This is a genomic window from Streptomyces zhihengii (assembly GCF_016919245.1).
Lineage (GTDB): Bacteria > Actinomycetota > Actinomycetes > Streptomycetales > Streptomycetaceae > Streptomyces > Streptomyces zhihengii.
The window spans coordinates 2909652-2933387 of sequence record NZ_JAFEJA010000001.1 but is presented as its reverse complement, the minus strand read 5'-3'; the positions used below and the strand labels follow the sequence as shown (position 1 = coordinate 2933387).

Genomic DNA, 23736 nt, shown 5'->3' with positions numbered 1-23736 from the left:
GCGGTCCACCGACCGCCGGACGGCCCGCGAGCCTCCCCGTGTCCGCCGGAGGCCACCAGGATTCACCGGTGGGGCAGGGCCGCACCCGCGGCCCGCCCCACCCTTTCGGTGTACAGAACAAACGGAAGGTCAGCCACGTGACTGCCGCCGACACCAAGGCCGCCGGTCCGCCGGTACCCGTACCACGTGCCCCCGAGCCGGACCGCGTCCGCAAGGGGCCCGGCAGAGGAAGCCCCGGCTCCGGGCCACGGCAGCGGAAGAAGGGCGCGCTCCTTCCGTACCTGCTGATCCTCCCGGCCATCGTCGCCATCGCGGCGGTCTACGCCTTCCCGCTCAGCAAGACGGTGATCATGTCCTTCCAGGACATGGGCCGCAAGGAGCTCTGGACGGGCGACGCCCCGCCGTGGGTCGGCCTCGACCAGTTCACCAACATCCTCGGGGACAGCGAGTTCTGGTCGGTCACCGGGCGGACCGTGGTCTTCATGGCCGTCTGCGTCACCGTCACCATGGCGGCGGGCCTGCTGATCGCCATGCTGATGATGCGCCTGACGACCTGGGTGCGCCTGGTGCTCACCGCCTGCCTGGTGGCCGCCTGGTCGATGCCCCTGATGGTGGCGGCGTCGATCTTCCGCTGGCTGTCGGACTCCGACTACGGCCTCATCAACACCCTGATCGCCAAGGTCGTCGGCGAGGACTTCCTCGGCCACAACTGGTTCCTCGACCCCAAGCAGGGCTTCGCGATCATCTCCCTGCTGGTCATCTGGGGCGCCATCCCCTTCGTGGTCATCACCCTCTACGCGGCCCTCACCCAGGTCCCCAAGGAGCTGGAGGAGGCGGCGGCCCTCGACGGCGCCAACGTCCTCAAGGTCTTCACCTTCGTCACCTGGCCGGTCATCCGCCCGGTCTTCACGATGGTCACCACGCTCTCCGTGATCTGGGACTTCAACGTCTTCGGGCAGATCTGGCTGCTGCGCGGCAACAAGCCCGAGCCCGAGTACGAGACCCTCGGCCTCTACTCCTTCTCCAAGGCCTTCGAGTCCACCTCGTTCAGCCAGGGCACCGCGATCGCCCTGATCACGGTCGTGCTGCTGTCCGGAGTGGCCGTGTACTACCTGCGCCAGCTGATGAAGACAGGAGAGGTCGAATGAGCACCTCCACCGCCCCCTCGCCGGCCGACACCGAGCAGCAGACCGTCCGGCCGGACCGCAAGAGGACCCGCTGGCACTACGACGTCATCGGCCTGGTCACCGCCGTCGTCATGGCCTTCCCGGTCTACTGGCTGATCATCAGCTCCCTGCGGCCCAACCACGAGATCCGGTCCTACGACCAGACCCTGTGGCCCTCCTCGCTGACGTTCGACAACTTCGCGCGCGCGGTGAAGCAGGAGAACTTCGCCACCGCCGTCCAGTCGAGCCTCATCGTCTCCGTCACCGCCGTCCTCGGCGGCATGGTCATCGCCACCCTGGCGGCCCTCGCGATCGGCCGCTTCCGGTTCTTCGGGCGCAAGGCCCTGCTGATGATCCTCATCCTCGTCCAGATGCTGCCCCCGACGGCGATGCTCATTCCGATCTACGCCCAGCTCAACGCCATGGGCGGCCTCGACGAGTACTGGGGCCTGATCGTCGTCTACCTGGTCTCGACGCTGCCCTTCGCGGTGGTCATGATCCGCGGCTTCGTGGTCAACATCCCCGTGGAGCTGGAGGAGTCGGCCATGGTCGACGGCTGCACCCGGATGGGAGCCTTCCGCCGGGTGATCTTCCCGCTGCTCGCCCCCGGGCTCGCCGCCGCGTCGATCTTCGCCCTGGTGAACGCCTGGAACGAGTACCTCTTCGCGTACATCCTCATCAACGACAACTCCAAGTACACGCTGAACGTCTGGCTGATGACGTTCACCACCGAGCGCGGAACGGACTACGGCGCCCTGATGGCCGCCTCCACGCTGATCGCCCTGCCCGTCGTCGTCTTCTTCATGATCATCCAGAAGAAGATGGCCACCGGCCTGACGTCCGGCGCCGTGAAGGGATAACGGGGACCCATGACGACACTTCTGCGCGGATCGTCCGACACGCTCACCCGGGACGCGCTCACCGTCCTCCAGCCCGGCTTCGTCGGCACCCGGGCGCCCGACTGGCTGCTGCGCCAGGTCGCCGAAGGGCTCTCGGCCGTCGGCCTGTTCGGCCGCAACATCACCTCGCCCGCCCAGCTCGCCGCCCTCACCGCGCAGTTGCGCGCCGAGCGCGACGACGTCCTCGTCGCCATCGACGAGGAGGGCGGCGACGTCACCCGGCTGGAGGTCAGGGACGGCTCGTCCTTCCCCGGCAACTACGCCCTCGGCCGGGTCGACGACGTCGACCTGACCCGCGAGGTGGCCCGTGAACTCGGCCGCAGGCTGGCCGACTGCGGCGTCGACCTCAACTGGGCGCCGGCCGCCGACGTCAACTCGAACCCGAACAATCCGGTCATCGGCGTCCGTTCGTTCGGCGCCGACCCGCAGCTCGCCGCCCGCCACACCGTCGCCTATGTCGAGGGGCTCCAGGCGGCCGGTGTCGCCGCCTGCACCAAGCACTTCCCCGGACACGGCGACACCAGCGTCGACTCCCACCACGCGCTGCCGCGCATCGATGTGGACCTCGACACACTGCACGCCCGTGAGCTGGTGCCTTTCCGGGCGGCGATCGCGGCGGGTTCCAAAGCGGTCATGAGTGCGCATATTCTTCTCCCCGCGCTCGACCCCGACCGGCCCGCCACGCTCAGCCCGCAGATCCTCACCGGACTGCTGCGCGAGGAACTGGGCTACCAGGGCCTGATCGTCACGGACGGCATGGAGATGCAGGCCATCTCGTCGACGTACGGCATCGAGCGCGGATCGGTCCTCGCGATCGCGGCCGGAGCCGACGCCATCTGCGTCGGCGGCGGCCTCGCCGACGAGGAGACCGTGCTGCGGCTGCGTGACGCCCTCGTCGCCGCGGTGCGGGGCGGAGACCTGCCCGAGGAGCGGCTGGCCGACGCGGCGGCGCGGGTGCGCGCCCTCGCGGAGTGGACGCAGCGGGCCAGGGGGGCTCGTACAGAGCCGGGCGCGGCTGCACAGGAGGGGACCGCGCCCGGCTCCGGTATCGGGCTCGTCGCCGCGCGGCGCGCGACCCGGGTCACGGACCGGGACGGCGCCTTCGAGCCGCTCACCGAGGCCGTCCACGTCGCCGCCCTCACCCCGGTCGCCAACATCGCCGTCGGGGACGAGACCCCCTGGGGCGTGGCCGCCGAACTGGTCCGGCTGCTGCCCGGCACCACCACCGGTTCGTACGCCGCCGGCACGGGGACGGACGCCCTGGCCGCAGACGTGCTGGCCGACGCGGCGGACCGTAGGATCGTCGCTGTGGTGCGCGACGTCCACCGTCACACCTGGATGGCGGACGCCCTGGACGCCCTGCTCGCGGCCCGTCCCGACACGATCGTGGTCGAGATGGGCCTGGGGCTGGCCGAGCCCAGGGGAGCGCTGCACATCGCCACCCACGGCGCCGCCCGCGTCTGCGGACGCGCCGCCGCCGAGGTCGTCACCGGCAGGAGCGCCGGGGCCTGACCGACGCGGACCGTGCTGTGCCGGGGTGAGCCGGGATCGTGCCGGCCACCCGGCACCTGGACCGTCCTGGAGGCACCCGGCATGTCCGCCCCGAACCCGGCCGAGCACACCGAGCACGACGAGCCCCCCGGCCGGATCATGGCCGGGGAGATGGCCCAGCAGCCCGCGGTCCTGCGGCGCATCCTCGACGAGGGTGCGCCGCGCATCCGTGAGACGGCGGCCGCCGTCGCCGCCCGCCGGCCGCGCTTCGTGCTGCTGACCGCCCGCGGCACCTCCGACAACGCCGCGCTGTACGCCAAGTACCTGCTGGAGATCCGACTCGGCCTGCCCTGCGGGCTCACCTCGATGTCCACCACCACCGCGTACGGCGCCCGGCCCGACCTGACCGACGTGCTGGTGATCACCGTCAGCCAGTCCGGCGGGTCCCCCGACCTCGTCGCCTCGACCAAGGCCGCCCGCGAGGCGGGCGCGATCACCCTCGCGGTGACCAACAACCCGGACTCGCCGCTGGCCGCGGTCTCCGAGTTCCACGTCGACATCATGGCCGGGCCCGAGAAGGCGCTGCCGGCCACCAAGACGTACACCGCCTCCCTGCTGGCGCTGTACCTCTTCACGGAGGGGCTGCGCGACGGCGACACGGCCGCCGCCGCGGCGCTGCCGGGCCTGGCCGCGGACATCCTCGGGCGCCAGGACGAGATCCGGGCTCTGGCCGCCCGCTACCGCTTCGCCGAGCGGATGGTCATCACCTCGCGCGGCTACGGCTACCCGACGGCGAAGGAGGCGGCGCTCAAGCTGATGGAGACGAGCTACATCCCCGCGCTCGCCTACTCCGGCGCCGACCTGCTGCACGGCCCGCTCGCCATGGTGGACAACATCTCGCCGGTGATCGCGGTCGTCACCCAGGGGCGCGGCGGCGAGGCGCTCCAGCCCGTCCTGGACCGGCTGCGGGGCCGTGGCGCGGATCTCTTCGTGGTCGGCCCGGCCGCCCAGGTCGCGGCCGCCTCCGCGGGCTTCGTGCTGCCGGTGGAGGGGGTCGCGGAGGAGCTCCAGCCCATCCTGGAGATCCTTCCGCTCCAGCTCATGGCGTACGAGGTGACGATCGCGCGGGGCCAGGACCCGGACGCGCCGCGGGCGCTGGCGAAGGTCACCGAGACCCGCTGAGGGCCGGCCGGGCGGCGGCGGGGGAGCGGCGGGAAGGCGCACCCATCACGGACGTCCCTTTTGTCTCGTGCATAAGTATGGCGCGGGAACTAAACTCGTCCCGGACGTGGACAGTGCCAAATGGTCTAGTCCACAATGGCTGTGTTCCGGACACCTTCGTGAAGAGCCTCCGCCCTCCACCGCACAGGAGGGTGGAACGAGGTCCGCGGCGCTCTCTGCCCTGACTGCGCCGAGACCTCTGAAACGGCCGAGCGGGACCGCACACCCGTCGGCCGGGCAACTCCGGGCTGCGGTGCCGTACGGGTTGAGGGTCCCGTCGCGGCGCCGCGGCCCGCGGGTACCCTCGCATCTGTGCCCTCCATGAACGACCTCGTCCACCAGCACACCGCTCTGAGCGACTCCGACCTCGAGTGGCTCCATCTGCTGGTCTCGGAGTGGCAGCTGCTCTCCGACCTCTCCTTCGCCGACCTGGTGCTGTGGGTCCCCACCCGGGACGGCACGCGCTATGTGTCGGTCGCCCAGATGCGCCCCAACACCGGCCCCACCTCGTACCAGGACGACATGGTCGGCCATCTCGTCCCGCGCGGCCGGCGGCCCCTGCTGGACGCCGCCCTGGACGAGGGGCGGATCGTGCGCGAGGGCGACCCCGAGTGGCGCGAGGAGGTGCCCGTGCGGGTCGAGTCCATCCCGGTGCGCCGGGAGGGCCGGGTCCTCGGCGTCATCGCCCGCAACACCAACCTGCTGACCGTGCGGACCCCTTCGCGGCTGGAGCTCACCTACCTCCAGTCCGCGTCCGACCTCGCGCAGATGATCGCCGCGGGCTCCTTCCCGTACCCCGACGAGCAGACCGAGATGGACTCCTCGCCCCGGGCGGGCGACGGGCTGATCCGCCTCGACGCCGACGGGGTCGTCCAGTACGCCAGCCCCAACGGCCTCTCCGCCTACCACCGGCTCGGCCTCGCCTCCGACCTCGTCGGCCACCACCTCGGCCAGATCACCGCCGAACTCGCCCCCTCCCGCGGCCCGGTCGACGAGGCCCTGGTCAAGCTCGCCAGCGGCTACGCGCCGCGCGAGTTCGAGGTCGAGGGCAACGGCGGTGTCATCCAGCTCCGCGCCATCCCGCTCAAGCCCAAGGGGGTCCGCATCGGCTCCCTGGTCCTGCTCCGGGACGTGACCGAACTCCGCCGCCGGGAGCGGGAGTTGATCACCAAGGACGCGACCATCCGGGAGATCCACCACCGGGTGAAGAACAACCTCCAGACGGTGGCTGCCCTGTTGCGGCTCCAGGCCCGCCGGATGGACTCGGTGCGCGGCCGGGAGGCGCTCAACGAGGCCGTCCGCCGGGTCGGTTCCATCGCCATCGTGCATGAGACGCTGTCCCAGAACCTGGACGAGCGGGTCGAGTTCGACGAGATCGCCGACCGGGTCATCGCCATGGTGGCGGAGATCTCGCCGGGCAAGGTCGACTGCCGGCGGACCGGGCGCTTCGGCATCCTCGACGCGGAGATCGCCACCCCGCTCTCCATGGTGCTCACGGAGGTGCTCCAGAACGCCCTGGAGCACGCCTTCGCGCCGGCCGAGCACGGCTCGGTCGAGGTGTCGGCGGTGCGCGGCGACTCCCGGGTGGAGAACGCCAGGCTGCTGATCACCGTCCAGGACGACGGCCGCGGACTGCCCGAGGGCTTCGACGCCCAGCAGGCGGGGAACCTGGGGCTGCAGATCGTGCGGACCCTGGTGGAGGGGGAGTTGGGCGGCACCTTCGACATGGTGCCGGTGCCCGCACCCGGCCGCGGCACCCGTGTGGTGCTCGACATCCCGGTGACCGAGAAGCGCTGACGCCGCCGGCCCGGTCAGGGGCGGAACCGGACCGGGCGGCGGCGGGGCAGGACCGGACCGGGCGGGGCCGGAGTGCGTCGCGGACAGCGAAGAGCCCCGGACCGTGTCGGCCGTCCGGGGCTCGAAGCTCGTTGCTCGCGTGTGCGATGCGCATCGGGGGTACTGCGCGCTGCGGCTCGAAGGCGGTGAGTGCGTGCTCGCTGCACGCGCCGCCGGGGATGCCGGTAGCTGGGGGCGTCAGGCGCTGGCGTTACGCGCCCGGTTGCGAGCGGCACGGCGCTTCATCGCGCGGCGCTCGTCCTCGCTGAGGCCACCCCAGACGCCGGAGTCCTGGCCGGACTCGAGCGCCCACTGCAGGCACTGCTCCATGACGGGGCAGCGACGGCAGACGGCCTTGGCTTCCTCGATCTGCAGCAGCGCAGGACCGGTGTTGCCGATGGGGAAGAAGAGCTCGGGGTCTTCCTCGCGGCAAACGGCGTTGTGACGCCAGTCCATGGCTGCTACCTCTCCTTGGTATTTCATGCACGTTGCTTGTGAATGTGAACGCTTTCACGAATCCCTCCGCGAGGGAAGGGCCGATCGCCAGTTGCCCGGCGTTGGGTCCTGGATTCGTTGAGGGGTTCCGGCGGTCTGTTGGGGCCGATGTTGCGGGCCGTCCCGATCGCCATGTAGAGATTCGCAAACCTCGGCGGCGGATACAACCCCTTCCGGAAAGTTTTTTTTGATTCCTCGGTGTCGACTAGGTCACAGCCGTACTTCTATGGGGTGGAGCCGCGCCCATACGTTCGAGATAAAGGACTTTCGGTCCTTCCACTCACACAATCACACGCAGTGCACGGCGAACGCCTGTGAACGTCACGCTCGTACGCAGACCGAGGTGGTCACCGTCCATCTGGAACGGCAGCGGCACCTTGGAATGCAAGGTGAAGTCCGTCTCGTCGTGCAGCGTGACCGCGTGCTTGCCGTGCGGCCCCCGTTCGGGGCTCGACGTGAGGAGCTGGGTGCCGTAGCGGGCGACCGCCGGCGTCGAGAGCTTCTTCAGACCGAGCACGTCCAGAGCGGTGTCGAAGGACGCCTTCGGGGACGCGTATACAGGGCGATTGCCCAGGTAGGTCCAGGGGGAGGTGTTGCAGACTATGGACAGCACCAGGTCCTGCACCGGGTCGGCGCCCGGCCGCTCCAGGGTGATCGTGCCGCGTCTGCGGTGCGGATCGTCGAGGAACTGGCGCATGACCTGGCGGACGTACAGCGCGTGCGTCGACCGCCGTCCGCGCTCCCGGTGCTGCTCCACCCTGCCGACGACGCCGGCGTCGAAGCCCAGCCCCGCGCAGAACGTGAACCAGCGCTGCGGCACGCCCTCGTCGTCCGTCCCCGGTGTGCCGGCCGCCAGTCCGAGGCCGACCGTGCGCTCCGTCCGCTCACGCAGCGCGTCCAGGATGGCGCCCGTCGCCTCCACGGCGTCGTTCGGCAGTCCCAGCGCGCGGGCGAACACATTGGTCGAGCCGCCGGGGACCACCGCGAGACGCGGCAGGCCCTCCGGGTCGGGGCCGTTGTGCAGCAGTCCGTTGACGACCTCGTTGACCGTGCCGTCGCCGCCGAGGGCGACCACCAGGTCGATGTCGTCCGCCTCGGCGGCCCGCCGCCCGAGGTCGCGGGCGTGGCCGCGGTACTCGGTGGAGACGGCCTCCAGCTTCATCTCGCTCGCGAGCGCGTGGATCAGCACGTCGCGGGTGCGGGCACTGGTGGTGGTTGCTGCCGGATTGACCACGAGAAGTGCGCGCATGCGACGAAGGGTACCTACTGAGGGGTACCTGGCCCAGTCCGGGGTTCCGGGGCGGGGGCTACCCTGCTGGGGTGAGCAGTGACGACCCCACCCCCCGCCCCACCCGCCTCACCGCCGCGGCCGCGGTCTGCGCCGCCGAGGGGCTGGCGCTGGTCGCGGGCGGGCTGTACATGCTGGTGATGGGCCTCTTCGGAGACCCCGGAGACTCGGTCTCGGCGGAGACGGGCGGGGTGACCCTGCTCGTCCTCGGCGTGATCCCGCTCGCCGCGGCCCGCGGGCTGTGGTTCCGGCGGAGCTGGAGCCGGGGGCCCGCGATCATCACCCAGCTCATCGCCCTGATCCCGGCCTGGACGCTGCTGCGCGCCTCCGGGCCGCTGATCCCCCTCGGCATCGTGCTGGCGGCGGTCGCGGTGACGGGGCTGGTGCTGCTGGTGAACCCGACCACGGCGAAGGCGCTGGGCATCGGAGCGCAGGCTCGCTGACGCTCGCGGGGGCGGAGGCGTCGCGCCGGGGCCGGTGTCCTCCATCTCCCCCCACGGCCTGGCGGCCGTGGGAGGTGCCCCCTGGACGGGCTGGAGAATCCAGCCCGTCCGGCGATCGAGGACACCGCGCGCAGCGGGGTGCGACGACCACCGGCCCGCACCCGCGAACCGCCCGGCTGCGCAGCAAGTCCCCGCGCAGCGGAAAGCGGCGCCCCCGGGGAGCGGACCCCGGAAGCGCCGCCCGCCCGAGGGCTACTCCTCGACGAGGAGCTTCTCGCGGAGTTGCGCCAGGGTCCGCGCCAGCAGGCGCGAGACGTGCATCTGCGAGATGCCCACCTCCTGCGCGATCTGCGACTGCGTCATGTTCCCGAAGAACCGCAGCAGCAGGATGCGCTTCTCCCGCGGCGGCAGCCCCTCCAGCAGCGGCTTGAGGGACTCGCGGTACTCGACGCCCTCCAGCGCCTCGTCCTCCGCGCCCAGCGTGTCCGCCACCGCCGGTGACTCGTCGTCCGTGTCGGGGACGTCCAAGGACAGCGTGGAGTAGGCGTTCGCCGACTCCAGGCCCTCCAGGACCTCCTCCTCCGAGATGCCGAGGCGCTCGGCGAGCTCGTGGACGGTCGGGGAGCGGCCGTGCTGCTGCGAGAGCTCCGCGGTCGCCGTGGTCAGGGCGAGCCGCAGCTCCTGCAGCCGGCGCGGCACCCGTACCGCCCAGCCCTTGTCGCGGAAGTGCCGCTTGATCTCGCCGACCACGGTCGGCGTCGCGTACGTCGAGAACTCGACACCGCGCTCCGGGTCGAAGCGGTCCACCGACTTGATCAGACCGATCGTCGCGACCTGGGTCAGGTCGTCCAGCGGCTCCCCGCGGTTGCGGAAGCGGCGCGCCAGGTGCTCGACGAGCGGCAGGTGCATCCGGACGAGCCGGTTGCGCAGTTCGGCCCGCTGGGGCGACTGCTCGGGCAGTGCGCGGAGCTCTATGAACAGGGCACGCGCCCCGCTGCGGTCGTGCGGATCCTGCCTCTGCCCGTGCTCGTTCATACGGTCCGCCCGCTCTGCCCGCGCCTGCGCCTGCTTCACCGGGGCCGCGAGGCCCTCGGGTTCGTCCACCACCGGGTGCGGGCGCGCCTGCTGCTCCGGGATGCCGGCCGACGCGTTCAGCACCCGGGGGCTACGCTCCTCGTCCTCCCGCATCGGACCATCCCCGTTTCCGTCGCTCACGCCGGCCCGGGTCCCGCGCCGCGCTGTTTGTACAGGCTGATGGAGACCGTACGGTCGTCGGCGACCGAGGAGTCCACCTTTCCGGCCAGTGCCGAGAGCACCGTCCAGGCGAAGGTGTCGCGCTCCGGCGCGCGGCCGTCGGTCGTGGGCGCCGAGACCGTCACCTCCAGCGAGTCGTCGACGAGCCGGAACACACAGCTCAGGACGGAGCCGGGTACGGCCTGCTGGAGCAGGATCGCGCACGCCTCGTCGACCGCGATCCGCAGATCCTCGATCTCGTCGAGGGTGAAGTCCAAGCGTGCTGCGAGTCCGGCGGTGGCCGTACGCAACACGGACAGGTAGGCACCCGCAGCCGGCAGCCGGACTTCCACGAAGTCCTGGGTCCCGGGCTCGCCTGCGATCTGGGACACCCTCACCTCCAAGGTGGCACAAGCTCTTTCTGGGCCGCGGGAAATCTCCCGCGGGTGTGCGGCACGTGGTTACGTAGCCGGTATTGGCCTGGCGACGCTATCGCGATCCGTGGTTCTCTGTCGCCGGGGACCCCTGAGCCGGTGTCTGTCACTCATGGTAAGCGTATGTCACGCACAGTGGCTAGAGGTCGATGCCGCCCAATTGCGCGGATCCGGCGGATGGTTGACGTACCCAGACGTCAGACGATCGAATCGTCGACGAAGCACCAGCGCCACACCTGACCTGGCTCGAAACTGCGCATCACGGCGTGTGCCGTGTCCCCGTAGTGCGCCCGGGCGTGCCGGAGCGGCGAGGAGTCGCAGCAGCCCACATGACCGCATTCCAGGCAGAGCCGGAGCTGTACGGGATGGGTCCCGGCCGCCTCGCACTCGGTGCACGTCATGCTCAGCGGTACCGGTTCCGGGCGCGGAAGCTCTGTTACATGCGGACACTCGCTCATGATTGCCAGATTACGACGCAGCAGACTGACGTGAGGTCCCAGTGATGGAAGCATTGCCCCTGGTGGGGCTGATCGCCGTGAGCGCCGCGGTAGCGGGGGCCGCCCGCCGCACACCCGTGCCGGCCCCCCTGCTGCTGGTGACCGTCGGCCTGATCGCCTCGTACGTGCCGGGGGTGCCCGAGTACCACCTCGACCCGCACATCGTGCTGCCGCTGATCCTGCCCCCGCTGCTGCACACGGCCGCCCTGGACAGCTCCTACCTCGACCTGCGGGCCAACATCCGGCCGGTCGCCCTGCTGTCCGTGGGGTACGTCCTGTTCGCGACGGTCGTGGTCGGCTACCTCGCGTACGTCTTCGTCCCGGATCTGCCGCTGACCGCGGCCCTGGTCCTCGGCGCGGTGGTCGCGCCGCCGGACGCGGTCGCCGCCACGGCCATCGCGCGCAAGCTGGGGCTGCCGCACCGCATCACCACGATCCTCCAGGGCGAGTCCCTGGTGAACGACGCCACGGCGATCACCGCCTACAAGGTCGCGCTGGCCGCCGCGATCGGCGCGGGCGCGAGCTGGGCCGCCGGATTCGGCGAGTTCCTGCTCGCCTCGGTCGGCGGCATCGTCGTCGGACTGGTGCTGATGCTGCCGATCCACTGGCTGCGCACCCGGCTGAAGGAGCCGCTGCTCCAGAACACCCTGTCGCTGCTCATCCCGTTCATCGCGTACGCGGCGGCCGAGGAGGTGCACGCCTCCGGTGTGCTCGCGGTCGTCGTCGTCGCGCTCTGGCTCGGGCACCACTCCTCGCAGGTCGACTTCGCGACCCGGCTCCAGGAGGAGGCGGTCTGGAAGATGGTCTCCTTCGTCCTGGAGTCGGCGGTCTTCGCGCTGATCGGACTCCAGCTCGCCATCGTGGTGGAGGACCTCGGGCCGTACGGGGTGGGCGAGGCGCTCTGGTACGCGGTGGCGGTGTTCGTCACCGTCGTCGTGGTGCGCTTCGTGTGGGTCTACCCGGCCACCTTCCTGCCGCGCAGGCTCTCCCGGCGGGTCAGGGAACGCGAGCCGGACACCAACTGGACCGCGCCGGTGATCGTCGGCTGGGCCGGGATGCGCGGGGTGGTCTCGCTCGCCATCGCGTTCTCGATCCCGCTGGTCATGGAGGACGGCGAACCGTTCCCGGCCCGCAGCCTGGTCCTCTTCCTGACCTTCACCACGGTGATCGGCACCCTCGTCGTGCAAGGGCTGACGCTGCCCCCGCTGATCCGCCTGCTGAAGCTGCCGGGGCGGGACGTGTACGCCGAGACGCTGGCCGAGGCGCAGGCCCAGAGCGAGGCGTCGGCGGCGGCCGAGCGGCGGCTCGACGAACTCCTCGCCGACGAGCGCAACACGCTGCCCCAGCCGCTGGCGGACCGGCTCCGCACGGTGCTGGAGCGGCGGCGCAACGCGGTGTGGGAGCGGCTGGGCGCGGTCAACGAGATCACCGGGGAGTCCGCGGACGACATCTACCGCAGGCTCGCGCGCGAGATGATCGCCGCGGAACGGGACGTCTTCGTCTCCCTGCGCGACCAGCGGCGGATCGACGACGAGATGATGCGCACGCTGCTGCGCCGGCTGGACCTGGAGGAGGCGGCCGCCTACCGCGAGGACGGGTGACCGCCCTGCGGGGCCGGGTCTGGCCCTGCGGGGCGCGCCGCGCCGCCGGGCCGGGTCTCGCTCTGGGGGGCGCGTCGCGCCGCCGGGCCGGGTCTCGCTCTGGGGGCCGCCTCGGCCGCCGGGTCGCCGGGCCCTCCGTTCTGCCGGGCTGGTCCCGCCCCGCGGGCCCGGGCGCCTTCCGCCCTGCCGGGCCCTGCCGCCGGCGCCGCGTTCCGCGGGGTGGGCCGCCGACGGGCCGGGGCAGGGGTCAGGGCGCGTCGGGGCGGCCCGTGATCACGGCGGCCAGGGCGGTGCCGCGGGGGAAGGCGCCCTCGGCCGCCAGCGTGCTCAGGGCGTACAGCAGCTTGGCCACGTAGAGGCGCTCGACGGGCAGGCCGTGGCGGTCCTCGAAATCGGCGGCGAAGGCGTCGAGCGCCGGGGTGGCGCGCGCGTAGCCGCCGAAGTGGAAACGTTCCTCCAGCGACCAGTCGCCCGCCGGTCCGCCGAACGCCGCGCGCTGGAGACCCCGGACCTCGCCGCCGAGGAAACCGCCCCGCAGCACGGCGACGCCGAGGGCCCGCCGCCCGGGCCCGAGACCGGCGGCCAGCCCGGCGAGGGTGCCGCCGGTGCCGCAGGCCACGGCGGCCACGGAGACGCCCTCCGGGTCGTCGCGCAGCTCGGCGCCGAGCTCCGCGCAGCCGCGGGCAGCCAGGGCGTTGGAGCCGCCCTCGGGCACCACGTACACGTCCTGCGGATCCGTCCCGGCGGCGGCGCCCGCGTCGGCGGTGAAGCGGGCCAGCACGGCGGGCTCGTGCTTGGCGCGGTAGGACGTCCGGTCGGCGAAGAGCAGCCGCATGCCGTCGGCGGCGCAGCGGCTCAGCGAGGGGTTAAGGGGGCGGTCCGCCAGTTCGTCGCCCCGGACGACGCCGACGGTCGGGAAGCCGAGCAGCCGGCCGGCGGCGGCGGTGGCCCGCAGATGGTTGGAGTACGCGCCGCCGAAGGTGAGCACCGTCCGCCCCCGGGCGGCGCGCAGGTTCGGCGCGAGCTTGCGCCACTTGTTGCCGGGCAGGTCGGGGTGGATCAGGTCGTCCCGCTTGAGCAGCAGGCGGACGCCGTGGCGCTCGAACCGCTCGTCCGCGACGGGCCGCAGCGGCGACGGCAGCCGGGGACGCAGCGCGTCGGCGGGATCGGGCGTCGGGCTGTTCATCCCCCCATTGTCGCCAGGGGCGCGAAGCGGCCGTCCCCTGCCCGCTTCCCGGCGATTCGATTCCCACTCATTTGTGTAATGGTGCGACGACACTCCGTGCTGAAAGGCTTTTCCCCCACGCCTCATGTGCCCGCTGACCCCGGCCCGTGACCGCTCCCGCCCCGGAAAGGACCGCCCGTTGACCATCCCGGACACCGTCGAGGCCCGTGAGGCCGTCGATCTGCTGGACCGCACCCGCGCCGCGGTCCAGCCCGAGATCCGCGGCGCGTGCGAGACGCTGCCCGGGCCGATGCGCCGGGTGGCGATGTACCACTTCGGCTGGGAGCAGGCGGACGGCAGCCCCGGCCCCGGCGCCGGCGCCGGCGGCAAGGCCATCCGGCCCGCGCTGGTGCTGGCCTCCTGCCGCGCGCTGGGCGGTGACCCGGACCGCGCGGTGCGGGCCGCGGCCGCCGTGGAGCTGGCGCACAACTTCACCCTGCTGCACGACGACGTCATCGACGAGGACGCCACCCGCCGGCACCGCCCCACGGCCTGGACGGTGTTCGGCACCGCCGACGCCGTGCTGGCGGGCGACGCGATGCTGGCCCTCGCCCTGCGGCTGCTCGCCGAGGACCCGCTGCCGTGCTCGGCGCGGGCGTCCGCCCGGCTGGCCGAATGCGTGATCGAGCTCTGCGCCGGCCAGCAGATCGACTGCGCCTTCGAGGAGCGCCTGCCGGAGGAGGTCACCCCGCAGGAGTGCATGGGCATGGCGACCGCCAAGACCGGGGCGCTGCTGGGCGCCTCCTGCGCCATCGGCGCCCTGTACGCCGGGGCGGGCGAGGAGAAGGTGCGCGCGATGGACGCCTTCGGCAGGGAGGCGGGCCTGGCCTTCCAGTTCATCGACGACCTGATCGGCATCTGGGGAGACCCGGAGCGGACGGGGAAGCCCGCCGGGGCCGACCTCGCGGCCCGCAAGAAGTCCCTGCCGGTGGTCGCGGCGCTCGCCTCGGGCACCCGGGCGGGTGCCGAGCTGGCCGAGCTGTACCGGGGCCCGATGGGCGCGGCGGCGGTGGCGCGGGCGGCGGACGCGGTGGAGCGGGCCGGCGGCCGGGACTGGGCGCAGTCGCAGGCCGGCGAGCGGATGTCCCGGGCCGTCGGGGAGCTCGCCCGCGCGGTGCCGGACCTGGGGGCGGCCGGTGACCTGCTGTCGCTGGCCGAGTTCGTCACCCGGCGGAACCGCTGAGCGGGGCGGCCGGCGCCGGGCCGCCCGCTGTCCGGCCCGGAACGACCGGCCTATTCTGGTCATATGGGCACCAGGAGTCAGAAAGCCCGGGACGCGCAGGCCGGCTCGGTCTGCCCCGGCTGCGGCCGCCCCGTACCGACCGTGGTCACCCGGCACAAGACACTCGGCACGTTCGTCCCCCACTGGGGGCCGGGCCCCTGCGACAACCCCGACTGCTCCCGCTCCGCCGCCCGGGAGGCGAAGAGGACCGGCTAGCGCCCGCCGGGAGCCCGCCGAGGCCGTCCGGCCGGGTTCCGGCGCAGGAGGCACCCTCCGGCCGCTCCGGCGGGTTCCTGCCGGGGGTAGGCGCCGCGGGGGACACCGGCGGGAGGCCGCGGTCCGGCCGCTCCGGCGGGCCGCTTCCGGGCGTGGGTGCCGCGGGTGACTCCGGCGGAGGGCCGTCGCCCGGCCGCTCCGGCGGGTCCCGGGTGCCCGAAAGGGCACCTGCTCCGCGCCGGAAGCCCGGGTACCGCTACAGTCCGCGCATGTCATCGGAGTCGACTGAAGCCTGGGCGGGCTGGTACCGCGACCGGGCCAGCGCGGAAGCCGTCGCGATAACCGCGACCGGCGGCCAAGTGAGCACCTGTATCAGGGGCGTTGAATACACCGGCACGACCTTCGCCGCGCTGCGGTCCGAGAGCGGGGCCCTGCTCTCGTCCTGCGTCCTGGAATGGGACATGCCGCTGCCGGTCCTGCGGGACGGAGCCGTCCAGCACGCCACGCTCGGCTGTCTGCTGACGCTGGGCGAGCCCGCCGACGGCGGCGGCGCGGGCCTCGACCGCTCGGATCTGAGCCTCACCCTGCACCACGGCGGTGCGGCGTACGAAGTGGCCGTGTCGGACGGCGACTTCGACGACGCCCTCGGGCGCATCCACCGTCAACTGCCCCCCGACGCCGCCCTGGTGCGCCGGGAACCCGCCCAGGCCTGAGCCCTGCCGCGCGGGGCCACCGCGCCACCTCCGGACCGCGCCGGCGCACGGCGCGGTCCGCTTCCCTTCCCTTCCCCCGGGTGCGAAGAAGCGCGCCCCGCCGGATTGCCCGGCGGGGCGCGCGCGTTCACCGGGGGCCGTCGCGGCGGCCACGGGGGCCGCCGCGACGGCGCCGGTCAGGACACGCGGGCGATCGCCGCCGCGAGGCCGTTGGCCCAGAGCTGGTTCACCCGGGAGCGCTCGGCGGAGTTCGGGTAGGCGTTGGTGCACGAGGTGCCGGGGCCGCCGCCGGACATCAGCTCGCTGCACGGGCCCGAGTAGTGGTCCGGCAGACCGAGCACGTGGCCGGTCTCGTGCGCGGTGACCCGGGTCGAGTTGTAGATCTGGTTCTGGCGGTAGTCCAGGAAGATGTAGCCGCGCCCGTGGCCGTCGGTGCTGGCGTACGAGCCGCGCGAGTCGTTGCCCTCGCGGTAGGTGAAGTCCGCGCCGGAGCCCTCGACCAGCCGGACGTTGGACACCGAGCCGTTCCAGATCCTGGTGCTGCTGGCTATCTGGGATCGGAAGCTCGGGGCGTTGGCGGCGCTGTAGACGACGGTCACGGCCTGGGCACCGGGGTTGGCGGCGCGCTTCTTCGCGACCGACGCCACGACGGCGTCGAAGAACGCCTGCGTCGCCTTCTCGTCCTCGGCCGAACCCTCGTAGGCGGCGTAGGAGGACGTGGCCGCCGTGGCCGTGGGGGAGCCGGCGGCGGTGGTGGTGACGGCGGTCGCGGGCACGGCGCCCAGCGCGGCGGCGAGGCCGATGCCGAGGGCGGCGGAAAGTAACGTACGGGGATGACGCATGGGGGGCTCCTGCTCGTCCGGTTGACGAAGTGCGGTGAGCCGAGTGTGGGGGAGCCCAGGACCGGCCGGGAGGATGCCGGGAGGCGATAGCACGAGCGCATCACCCGCCGGGCGGGGCGCTTCGGCGACGGCGCGCGAACCGGTCGGCGGACGTGTCCGGATCCGTCCGGCCTGTCCCGACTCGGGTGTCTGGTGGGACGGTTGGGGACAGCTCTACGCTCGACCGCATGGAGCTCGAGGTGAGGCACCTGCGTGCGCTGTGCGCCATTGCCGACACCGGCAGCCTGCACAAAGCGGCCCGTCGGCTCGGTGTCAGCCAGCCGTCCCTGACCACCCAGCTGCGCCGGATCGAGAACTACCTCGGCGCGCCGCTGTTCGCGCGCGAGCGCACCGGCTGCCGGCCGACCCCGCTGGGGCGTGCCGTGCTGAGCCGCGCCCGCCCGCTGGTCGGCGAGATGACGGCACTCGTCGCCGAGGCCCAGGCGGCCGCGGCGCGCGAAGGCGGGCCGGTGCTGCGCATCGGATCCACCGCGAGCCGGGCGCTCGCGGGCTGGCTGCGGCTGCTGCGCGCGCGGTTCCCGGGCACCGACCTCTCGCTCCACATGGACGTCTCCGCCAACGCCCTGCTGTCGATGGCCGCCGCGGGACAGCTCGACGTGGCCTTCGTGCACGAGGTGGAGGGCTGCCCGCTGCGGATGCCTGCGGGCCTCGACGTCCGCGTTCTGGTGGACCGGGAGCCGCAGTTCGTCTCCCTGGCGGGTGACCATCCGGCCGCCGGGGCCGCCGAGGTGGACATCGCCGACCTCGCCCACGACCGGTGGATGGTCGACCCCACGGTGGACGGCGAATGGGACGGGCTGCGCCGGGTGCTGGCCGCGGCCGGGATCAACCCGCCGGTGCTGCACGGGGATTACCACACGGCGGCCTCGCTGATCGCCGTCGGCGAGGCGGTCGCGCCCTGCCAGCCCACCTCCGTGCCGCGCGACGACATGGCGGTCCGTCCGCTGCGCGGCGACCCGCTCGCCGTGCGGCTGCTGCTCTGCGCACGCCCCGGTGCGCGCGAGCTGTTCGACGCGGCCTACACGGACCTGGCCGCCGCCTACCGGGAGGCGGCGCTCGGCGCCGGGGCGTACCGCCAGTGGCTGCTGCGCCAGGGGAGCCCGCTGCTGAGCCCCGCGGACCCGACCCCGGTGCCCGCGGCCTGAACGTGCCCGCGCGGCCTGAACGTGCCCGCGCCGCCCGCCCGCCCGCCCGCGCGGTCATGGCGCGCGCACCGGACGGCCCGTCACGGCCCGGCGACCGCCCCCGGACGCGAAAGGACCCGGCCGGGGGTGCCGGCCGGGTCCTTCCGAGAAGGGCCGGGTCAGGCCTTCTTGGTCTCCCAGAAGATCTTGTCGATCTGGGCGATGTAGTCGAGGGCCTTCTGGCCCGTCGCCGGGTCGGTGGAGCCCTTGGCGGCGGAGAGGGCCTTCAGGGTGTCGTTGATGAGCTGGTGCAGCTCCGGGTACTTCTCGAAGTGCGGCGGCTTGAAGTAGTCGCTCCAGAGCACCGAGACGTGGTGCTTGGCCAGCTCCGCGCGCTGCTCCTTGATGACGGTGGCGCGGGCGCGGAAGTGCGGGTCCTCGTTGGCCTGGTACTTCTCCTGGACGGCCTTGACCGACTCCGCCTCGATGCGGGCCTGGGCCGGGTCGTAGACGCCGCAGGGCAGGTCGCAGTGGGCGCTGACCTTGACCTTGGGGGCAAACAGGCGGGAGAGCATGAGCTGTCCTTCCTCGTGATCGTCTTCTCAGGTGGGACATTACTCCGTGAGAAGCCTGATTTCGCGAGTGCCCCCTGGGGCTTAGGGCAAAAGTCCGGGGCCGGTACGGGACCGCGGGCGGAAACGACGGGAGCGGGAGGCTACCGATGGCGGAGCAGGGTCAGGAGCCCGGGGCGCGGTTCGGGCTGGCCGAGGTGACGGGGCCGTCGATGGTTCCCACCCTCGTGCACGGCGATCAGCTGCTGGTGGACTACCGCGCGGCGCTGCGGCAGGGGGACGTGGCCGTGCTGCGCCATCCGCTCCAGCAGGATCTGCTCATCGTCAAACGGCTCGCCGAGCGCCGGCCGGACGGCTGGTGGGTGCTGGGGGACAATCCGCACGCCCACGGCGACAGCCGGGAGTTCGGTGTGGTGCCGCCCGAACTGCTGCTCGGGCGGGTGCGCACCCGGTTCCGGCCGCGCCCGCCGGATCAGCGGTCGGTGGCGGCGGTGGCGTCCTGGCTGGTGTCCGCGCTCAGGCCGGTGCTGCCGGACCGTTCGCTCTCCAGACGCTTGCGGGCGCGGTAGGCGGCGACGTTGGCGCGGGTGGCGCAGCGGTCGGAGCAGTAGCGGCGCGAGCGGTTGGTCGAGGTGTCGAGGTACGCGTTGCGGCAGGGGGCGGCCTGGCAGAGGCCGAGGCGGTCGACGCCGTGCTCGGTCAGATGGAAGGCGAGCCCCATGGCGGCGATGGCCGCGTACCCCGTCGTCGCGTTGGACGAGTGGTCCGCGAGGTGCATGTGCCACAGCGGGCGGCCGTCGTCGTCGCGCTGGTCGTGCCCGGAGATCTGGGGACTGACCGGGAACTCCAGCAGCAGCGAGTTGAGCAGGTCGACGGCCCGGGTCTCCTCCCCGGCGTCGGCGGCCGTGAAGACGGCGCGCAGCCGGGCCCGGACCGAGCGGAACCGTGTCACGTCCGCGTCCGTGGCCCGCCGGGCCATCTGGGCGGAGGCGCCGAAGAGCTCGCGTACCGCGTCGACGGAGGTCAGCGAGTCCTTGCTGCGGGCCGGCTCCTCGGTGTTGACCAGGCGTACGGCGTAATCCGAGTAATGGGCCAGTTCCACTTGTAGTCCTTACTGCAACGGTCTACTGTCGGCGATACAGCCGTAACAGCTGCTATGGATTCGAGGGTATTACGGACGGGAGGGTTCCGGTGGCGGGAACCACGGCGGACACGGGAAGCGACTGGCGGGCCTGGCAGCAGAGCTGGGACCGCCAGCAGGAGTGGTACATGCCCGACCGCGAGGAGCGGTTCCGCGTGATGCTGGACATGGTCGAGGCCACGGTGGGCCCCGCCCCCAGGGTGCTCGACCTCGCCTGCGGTACGGGCAGTATCACGGACCGGCTGCTCGCCCGGTTCCCGGACGCCACCAGCACGGGTGTGGACCTGGATCCCGCGCTGTTGACGATCGCCCGGGGCTACTTCGCCGGGGACGACCGGGTCGCCTTCGTGACGGCCGATCTCACCGACCCCGGCTGGACCGCCGCCCTGCCGCACCCCGAGTACGACGCGGTGCTCACCGCCACCGCGCTGCACTGGCTGCGCGCCGGGCCGCTCGCCACCCTCTACGGGCAGCTCGCCGGTCTGGTCCGCGCCGACGGCGTGTTCCTGAACGCCGACCGGATGAAGGACGCGTCGACCCCCCGGATCAACGCCGCCGAGCGCGCCCACCGGCACGCGGGCATGGACCGGGCCCGGGCGGCGGGCGTGCTCGACTGGGCGGACTGGTGGGCGCTGGCCGCCGCGGACCCGGTGCTCGCCGCCCCGACCGCCGAACGCTTCCGCATCTACGGCGAGCACGCGGACGGCGAGACCCCCTCGGCGGCCTGGCACGCCGAGACCCTGCGCGCGGCCGGCTTCGGCGAGGCCCGCCCGGTGTGGGCCTCGCCGAGCGACGCCCTGGTCCTCGCGGTCAGGTAGACCTACGCCGCAGGGGCGGTACGGGAGATCCCGTACCGCCCCTGCGGCGTAGGCCGTGCGCGTCCCCGTGCCGGGGACCCGGCTCAGAGCACCTTGGAGAGGAACGCCTTGGTGCGGTCGTGCTGCGGGTTGGTCAGGACGTCGCGCGGGTTGCCGAACTCGACCACCACGCCGCCGTCCATGAAGACCAGCGAGTCGCCGACCTCCCGGGCGAAGCCCATCTCGTGGGTCACGACGATCATCGTCATGCCCTCCTCGGCGAGTCCGCGCATCACGTCGAGGACCTCGCCGACCAGCTCCGGGTCGAGGGCCGAGGTCGGCTCGTCGAAGAGCATCAGCTTCGGCTCCATCGCCAGCGCACGGGCGATGGCGACACGCTGCTGCTGGCCGCCGGAGAGCTGGGAGGGGTAGTTCCCCGCCTTGTCCGACAGCCCGACCCGGTCGAGCAGGCGCTCGGCCCGGGCACGGGCGACGGCCTTGGTCTCGCCCTTGACCTGGATCGGCGCCTCCATGACGTTCGCGAGCGCCGTCATGTGGGGGAACAGGTTGAAGCGCTGGAAGACCATGCCGATGTCCCGGCGCTGCGCCGCGACCTCGCTGTCCTTCAGCTCGTAGAGCTTGTCGCCCTTCTGCCGGTACCCGACCAGATGGCCGTCGACCGACAGGCGGCCGGCGTTGATCTTCTCCAGGTGGTTGATGCACCGCAGGAAGGTGGACTTGCCGGAGCCGGACGGGCCGACCAGGCAGAACACCTCCTGCGGGGCGACCTCCAGGTCGATGCCGCGCAGGATGTGCGCGGCGCCGAAGGACTTGTGGACGCCCTCGGCCTTCACCATGGCGTTCATGACCACGCCCCTTCGCGCTTGCCGGTGACGTTCAGCAGGTTCTTCTTCACCCGCTGCCACGGGGTGGGCGGCAGCTGGCGCAGCGACCCGCGGGCGTAGTGCCGCTCGACGTAGTACTGGCCGACGCTGAACACACTGGTCAGGGCCAGGTACCAGACCGAGGCCACCAGCAGCGTCTCCATGATCGCGAACGATGTGGAGCCGATGTTCTGCGCGGCGCGCAGCAGTTCGGTGTACTGCACGGCCGACACCAGCGACGAGGTCTTCAGCAGGTTGATGAACTCGTTGCCGGTGGGCGGCACGATCACCCGCATCGCCTGCGGGAGGACGATGCGCCGCATGGTCTTGGAGCTGGACATGCCGAGCGCGTTGGAGGCCTCGGTCTGGCCCTCGTCCACCGACTGGATGCCGGCGCGGACGATCTCCGCCATGTAGGCGCCCTCGTTCAGGCCCAGACCCAGCAGGGCGACCATGAACGGGGTCATCACGTCGACCATCTCGTCCTTGTAGAAACCAAGGTTGAGGACGGGGAAGATCAGCGCCAGGTTGAACCACAGCAGGAGCTGGACGTAGACCGGGGTACCGCGGAAGAACCAGATGTACAGCCAGGCGACGGCGCCGGTGACCGGGTTCTTCGACAGCCTCATGACGGCGAAGAGGACGCCGAGCACCAGGCCGATCAGCATGGACAGCACGCTGATCAGCAGCGTGGCGCCCATGCCCCGGACGATCCGGTCGTCGAAGATCAGATCGCCGACCGTCCCCCAGTTCACGTCGCCCTGGGAGAACGAGTAGATCAGCGTGCCCAGCAGGGCGACGACGATCACGGCGCTGACCCAGCGCCCCCAGTGGCGGACCGGGATGGCCTTGATCTGCTCAGGGGGCGTGGACGTCCCCTTGTCGACCGCCGAGTGGGCGGACGGCCCGCCTGCGGGGGTCTTGTCGAACTTGTCAGTCACGATGACTGCCCTTCGGTGAACGCGTGAGGCGAGGGCGCCGGAATCACTTGCCGGCGTTGATGGTCGCCTCGGTCACGGCGCTGTTCGTGACGTCCCACTTCTCCAGGACCTTCTGGTACTCGCCGTTCTCGATGATCGCGTTCAGCGCGTCCTTGAGGGCGTCGCGCAGCTGGGTGTTGTCCTTGTTGACGGCGATGCCGAACGGGCCGGCGTCGGTCTGGCCGCCCGCGACCTCGAAGTCGTTGCCGCCGCCCGCGGTCTTGGCGATGTGCGCGGCGACCGGGTAGTCGTTCAGGTCGGCCACGGCGCCGCCGGACTTCACCCGGGTCTGCGCCTCGGCGTCGGTGTCGAACGCCTCGATCGTCAGGGCGCCCTTGCCGTCCTTCTTACAGGTCTCGGCCTGGGCCTTGAAGGTGTCGTGGTAGATGGTGCCGCGCTGCACGGCGACCTTCTTGCCGCACAGGTCGTCCAGCGACTTGATGTTGTCCGGGTTGCCCTTCTTGACCAGCAGGGAGACGCCGGAGGTGAAGTAGTCGACGAAGTCGACGCCGTCACCGGTCTTCTTGCCGGTGTCGTCCAGGCCCTCCTGGCGGGCCTTGGTGTCGCTCATGGCCGACATGACGACGTCCTGGCGGCCGGTGTTCAGCGAGGAGATGAGACCGTCGAAGGTGCCGCTGGTGAAGACGAACTTGACGCCCAGCTCCTTGCCGAGGGCGGCGGCGATGTCGGGGTCGATACCGACGATCTTGCCGCCCTCCTCGTACTCCATGGGCGCGTAGGCGGCGTCGGTGCCGACCTTGATCACGCCGGCCTTCTGGATGTTCTCGGGCAGCTTGTCGAAGAGCGGCGCACCGGTTGCCTTGGTGCCCTCGCTGGTGGCGGTGTCCGAGCCGGAGTTGGTCTGGTCGCCACATGCGGTGAGGGTCAGGGCGCCGACGACCGCGATCGCGGCGACCGCGGTGATCCTGGACCTGGCGGCAGTCGAGCGACGGGTGGTGCTTGCGGTCATGATCGGGGTCCTCCGGCTGTGTAGAGGGGACTGCGACGAGTCGTGCACTCACTTTCGAGTGTCGCGACCTTGTGTGTTTTCGGCATCTTGCCATTCGGACTAGCCCATTCAGGGGGCCTCGCATGTCAAAATCGGGTAACGGGTGATCCCCGAACATCGGCGACGGCATACCTGGACCGGACCATTCGCCGAGATGCCTGCTGCTCGCCGGAAGATCTTTCGCCGGTGAGCCTTCTGGGCGGATTCCGCCGTACAGCGGGAGTTGACCGACTTCCCCGCTATGAGGCGTGTCACCGCGAAGGAAACGACTCGTGCGCGGTGCGGTCTGTCCGGTAAGAAGGATCCTTACACCCCTCATCCGGGGCTCAGGGCGCGTTGTGCGGCGC

At 71.9% G+C, this 23736-nt stretch carries 25 protein-coding genes; 13 read left to right on the top strand and 12 right to left on the bottom strand.

The genetic code is table 11. The features are described from left to right. The first annotated feature begins 137 nt into the window (after nt 1–137). From JE024_RS11970 to JE024_RS11950, 5 genes are all read left to right on the top strand, one after another. Complete coding sequence (locus JE024_RS11970) at nt 138–1148, top strand: carbohydrate ABC transporter permease (RefSeq protein ID WP_205373566.1); 1011 nt, start codon at nt 138–140, stop codon at nt 1146–1148. Continuing rightward, nucleotides 1145–2026 (top strand): carbohydrate ABC transporter permease, encoded by an 882-nt coding sequence (locus JE024_RS11965; protein ID WP_205373565.1) that lies wholly within the window; start codon nt 1145–1147, stop codon nt 2024–2026. The genes JE024_RS11970 and JE024_RS11965 overlap by 4 nt, the downstream gene beginning before the upstream one ends. Before the next feature lie 9 nt (nt 2027–2035). Beyond that, the gene (locus tag JE024_RS11960) at nt 2036–3577 is read left to right on the top strand and encodes a glycoside hydrolase family 3 protein (protein ID WP_205373564.1); all 1542 of its coding nucleotides are present in this window, start codon (nt 2036–2038) and stop codon (nt 3575–3577) included. An 81-nt stretch (nt 3578–3658) separates the two neighbouring features. Then, a complete protein-coding gene (locus JE024_RS11955; RefSeq protein WP_205373563.1) occupies nt 3659–4738 on the top strand; it encodes an SIS domain-containing protein in 1080 nt (359 codons plus the stop codon). A gap of 360 nt (nt 4739–5098) precedes the next feature. Then, on the top strand, nt 5099–6574 hold the full coding sequence (locus tag JE024_RS11950) for a GAF domain-containing sensor histidine kinase (RefSeq protein ID WP_205376510.1): 1476 nt from the start codon (nt 5099–5101) through the stop codon (nt 6572–6574). Between the two features lie 237 nt (nt 6575–6811). Here JE024_RS11950 and JE024_RS11945 read toward each other — a convergent pair whose 3' ends face one another. Continuing rightward, nucleotides 6812–7069, bottom strand: coding sequence for a WhiB family transcriptional regulator (locus tag JE024_RS11945; RefSeq protein ID WP_003953983.1), 258 nt, complete (start codon nt 7067–7069; stop codon nt 6812–6814). A gap of 319 nt (nt 7070–7388) precedes the next feature. After that, nucleotides 7389–8357: a diacylglycerol/lipid kinase family protein gene (locus JE024_RS11940; RefSeq protein ID WP_147988078.1), complete on the bottom strand. Its 969-nt coding sequence runs from the start codon at nt 8355–8357 to the stop codon at nt 7389–7391. A 71-nt stretch (nt 8358–8428) separates the two neighbouring features. Between JE024_RS11940 and JE024_RS11935 the strand changes: the two genes are divergently transcribed. Continuing rightward, a complete protein-coding gene (locus JE024_RS11935) occupies nt 8429–8839 on the top strand; it encodes a hypothetical protein (RefSeq protein ID WP_205373562.1) in 411 nt (136 codons plus the stop codon). A gap of 252 nt (nt 8840–9091) precedes the next feature. Here JE024_RS11935 and JE024_RS11930 read toward each other — a convergent pair whose 3' ends face one another. From JE024_RS11930 to JE024_RS11920, 3 genes are all read right to left on the bottom strand, one after another. Beyond that, nucleotides 9092–10162, bottom strand: coding sequence for an RNA polymerase sigma factor SigF (locus JE024_RS11930; RefSeq protein WP_372449863.1), 1071 nt, complete (start codon nt 10160–10162; stop codon nt 9092–9094). Further along, nucleotides 10051–10464: an ATP-binding protein gene (locus JE024_RS11925; RefSeq protein ID WP_018845530.1), complete on the bottom strand. Its 414-nt coding sequence runs from the start codon at nt 10462–10464 to the stop codon at nt 10051–10053. Before JE024_RS11925 ends, JE024_RS11930 begins: the two co-directional genes overlap by 112 nt. 239 nt (nt 10465–10703) lie before the next feature. Then, nucleotides 10704–10964, bottom strand: a complete 261-nt coding sequence (locus tag JE024_RS11920; RefSeq protein WP_205373560.1) for a UBP-type zinc finger domain-containing protein — start codon at nt 10962–10964, stop codon at nt 10704–10706. Nucleotides 10965–11008: 44 nt separating this feature from the next. On the opposite strand from JE024_RS11920, the gene JE024_RS11915 reads away from it, so the two are divergent. After that, complete coding sequence (locus JE024_RS11915) at nt 11009–12604, top strand: Na+/H+ antiporter (protein WP_205373559.1); 1596 nt, start codon at nt 11009–11011, stop codon at nt 12602–12604. 247 nt (nt 12605–12851) lie between these two features. Here JE024_RS11915 and JE024_RS11910 read toward each other — a convergent pair whose 3' ends face one another. Beyond that, on the bottom strand, nt 12852–13790 hold the full coding sequence (locus JE024_RS11910) for a 1-aminocyclopropane-1-carboxylate deaminase/D-cysteine desulfhydrase (RefSeq protein WP_205373558.1): 939 nt from the start codon (nt 13788–13790) through the stop codon (nt 12852–12854). A 178-nt stretch (nt 13791–13968) separates the two neighbouring features. Here JE024_RS11910 and JE024_RS11905 point away from each other — a divergent pair, with 178 nt between their 5' ends. The 3 genes from JE024_RS11905 (at nt 13969) to JE024_RS11895 (ending at nt 15980) form a co-directional block, all read left to right on the top strand. Continuing rightward, nucleotides 13969–15012, top strand: coding sequence for a family 2 encapsulin nanocompartment cargo protein polyprenyl transferase (locus JE024_RS11905; protein ID WP_244882788.1), 1044 nt, complete (start codon nt 13969–13971; stop codon nt 15010–15012). A 63-nt stretch (nt 15013–15075) separates the two neighbouring features. After that, nucleotides 15076–15267: a hypothetical protein gene (locus JE024_RS11900; RefSeq protein ID WP_205373556.1), complete on the top strand. Its 192-nt coding sequence runs from the start codon at nt 15076–15078 to the stop codon at nt 15265–15267. 269 nt (nt 15268–15536) lie between these two features. Next, nucleotides 15537–15980 (top strand): DUF6304 family protein, encoded by a 444-nt coding sequence (locus JE024_RS11895; RefSeq protein WP_205373555.1) that lies wholly within the window; start codon nt 15537–15539, stop codon nt 15978–15980. A gap of 176 nt (nt 15981–16156) precedes the next feature. On the opposite strand, the gene snpA is transcribed toward JE024_RS11895, so the two are convergent. Beyond that, nucleotides 16157–16822 (bottom strand): snapalysin, encoded by a 666-nt coding sequence (gene snpA, locus JE024_RS11890; protein WP_205373554.1) that lies wholly within the window; start codon nt 16820–16822, stop codon nt 16157–16159. A 227-nt stretch (nt 16823–17049) separates the two neighbouring features. On the opposite strand from snpA, the gene JE024_RS11885 reads away from it, so the two are divergent. Then, nucleotides 17050–18027, top strand: a complete 978-nt coding sequence (locus tag JE024_RS11885; RefSeq protein WP_205373553.1) for a LysR family transcriptional regulator — start codon at nt 17050–17052, stop codon at nt 18025–18027. Nucleotides 18028–18185: 158 nt separating this feature from the next. Here JE024_RS11885 and sodN read toward each other — a convergent pair whose 3' ends face one another. Continuing rightward, the gene (sodN, locus tag JE024_RS11880) at nt 18186–18581 is read right to left on the bottom strand and encodes a superoxide dismutase, Ni (protein ID WP_100109020.1); all 396 of its coding nucleotides are present in this window, start codon (nt 18579–18581) and stop codon (nt 18186–18188) included. 146 nt (nt 18582–18727) lie between these two features. Here sodN and sodX point away from each other — a divergent pair, with 146 nt between their 5' ends. Further along, the gene (sodX, locus tag JE024_RS11875) at nt 18728–19147 is read left to right on the top strand and encodes a nickel-type superoxide dismutase maturation protease (protein ID WP_205373552.1); all 420 of its coding nucleotides are present in this window, start codon (nt 18728–18730) and stop codon (nt 19145–19147) included. Here the strand turns inward: sodX and JE024_RS11870 are convergent. Then, nucleotides 19051–19680, bottom strand: a complete 630-nt coding sequence (locus tag JE024_RS11870) for a CGNR zinc finger domain-containing protein (protein ID WP_205373551.1) — start codon at nt 19678–19680, stop codon at nt 19051–19053. The two genes, sodX and JE024_RS11870, sit on opposite strands and share 97 nt — an antisense overlap. An 89-nt stretch (nt 19681–19769) precedes the next feature. Between JE024_RS11870 and JE024_RS11865 the strand changes: the two genes are divergently transcribed. Continuing rightward, nucleotides 19770–20537 (top strand): class I SAM-dependent methyltransferase, encoded by a 768-nt coding sequence (locus JE024_RS11865; protein WP_244882785.1) that lies wholly within the window; start codon nt 19770–19772, stop codon nt 20535–20537. A gap of 83 nt (nt 20538–20620) precedes the next feature. On the opposite strand, the gene JE024_RS11860 is transcribed toward JE024_RS11865, so the two are convergent. The 3 genes from JE024_RS11860 to JE024_RS11850 are packed head-to-tail and all read right to left on the bottom strand — an operon-like array spanning nt 20621 to nt 23350. After that, the gene (locus tag JE024_RS11860; protein WP_280521556.1) at nt 20621–21382 is read right to left on the bottom strand and encodes an amino acid ABC transporter ATP-binding protein; all 762 of its coding nucleotides are present in this window, start codon (nt 21380–21382) and stop codon (nt 20621–20623) included. Next, entirely contained in the window at nt 21379–22341 is a 963-nt protein-coding gene (locus JE024_RS11855) for an amino acid ABC transporter permease (protein WP_205373550.1), read from the bottom strand. The genes JE024_RS11860 and JE024_RS11855 overlap by 4 nt, the downstream gene beginning before the upstream one ends. 43 nt (nt 22342–22384) lie before the next feature. Continuing rightward, entirely contained in the window at nt 22385–23350 is a 966-nt protein-coding gene (locus JE024_RS11850) for an ABC transporter substrate-binding protein (RefSeq protein WP_205373549.1), read from the bottom strand. Between the last annotated feature and the right edge of the window lie 386 nt (nt 23351–23736).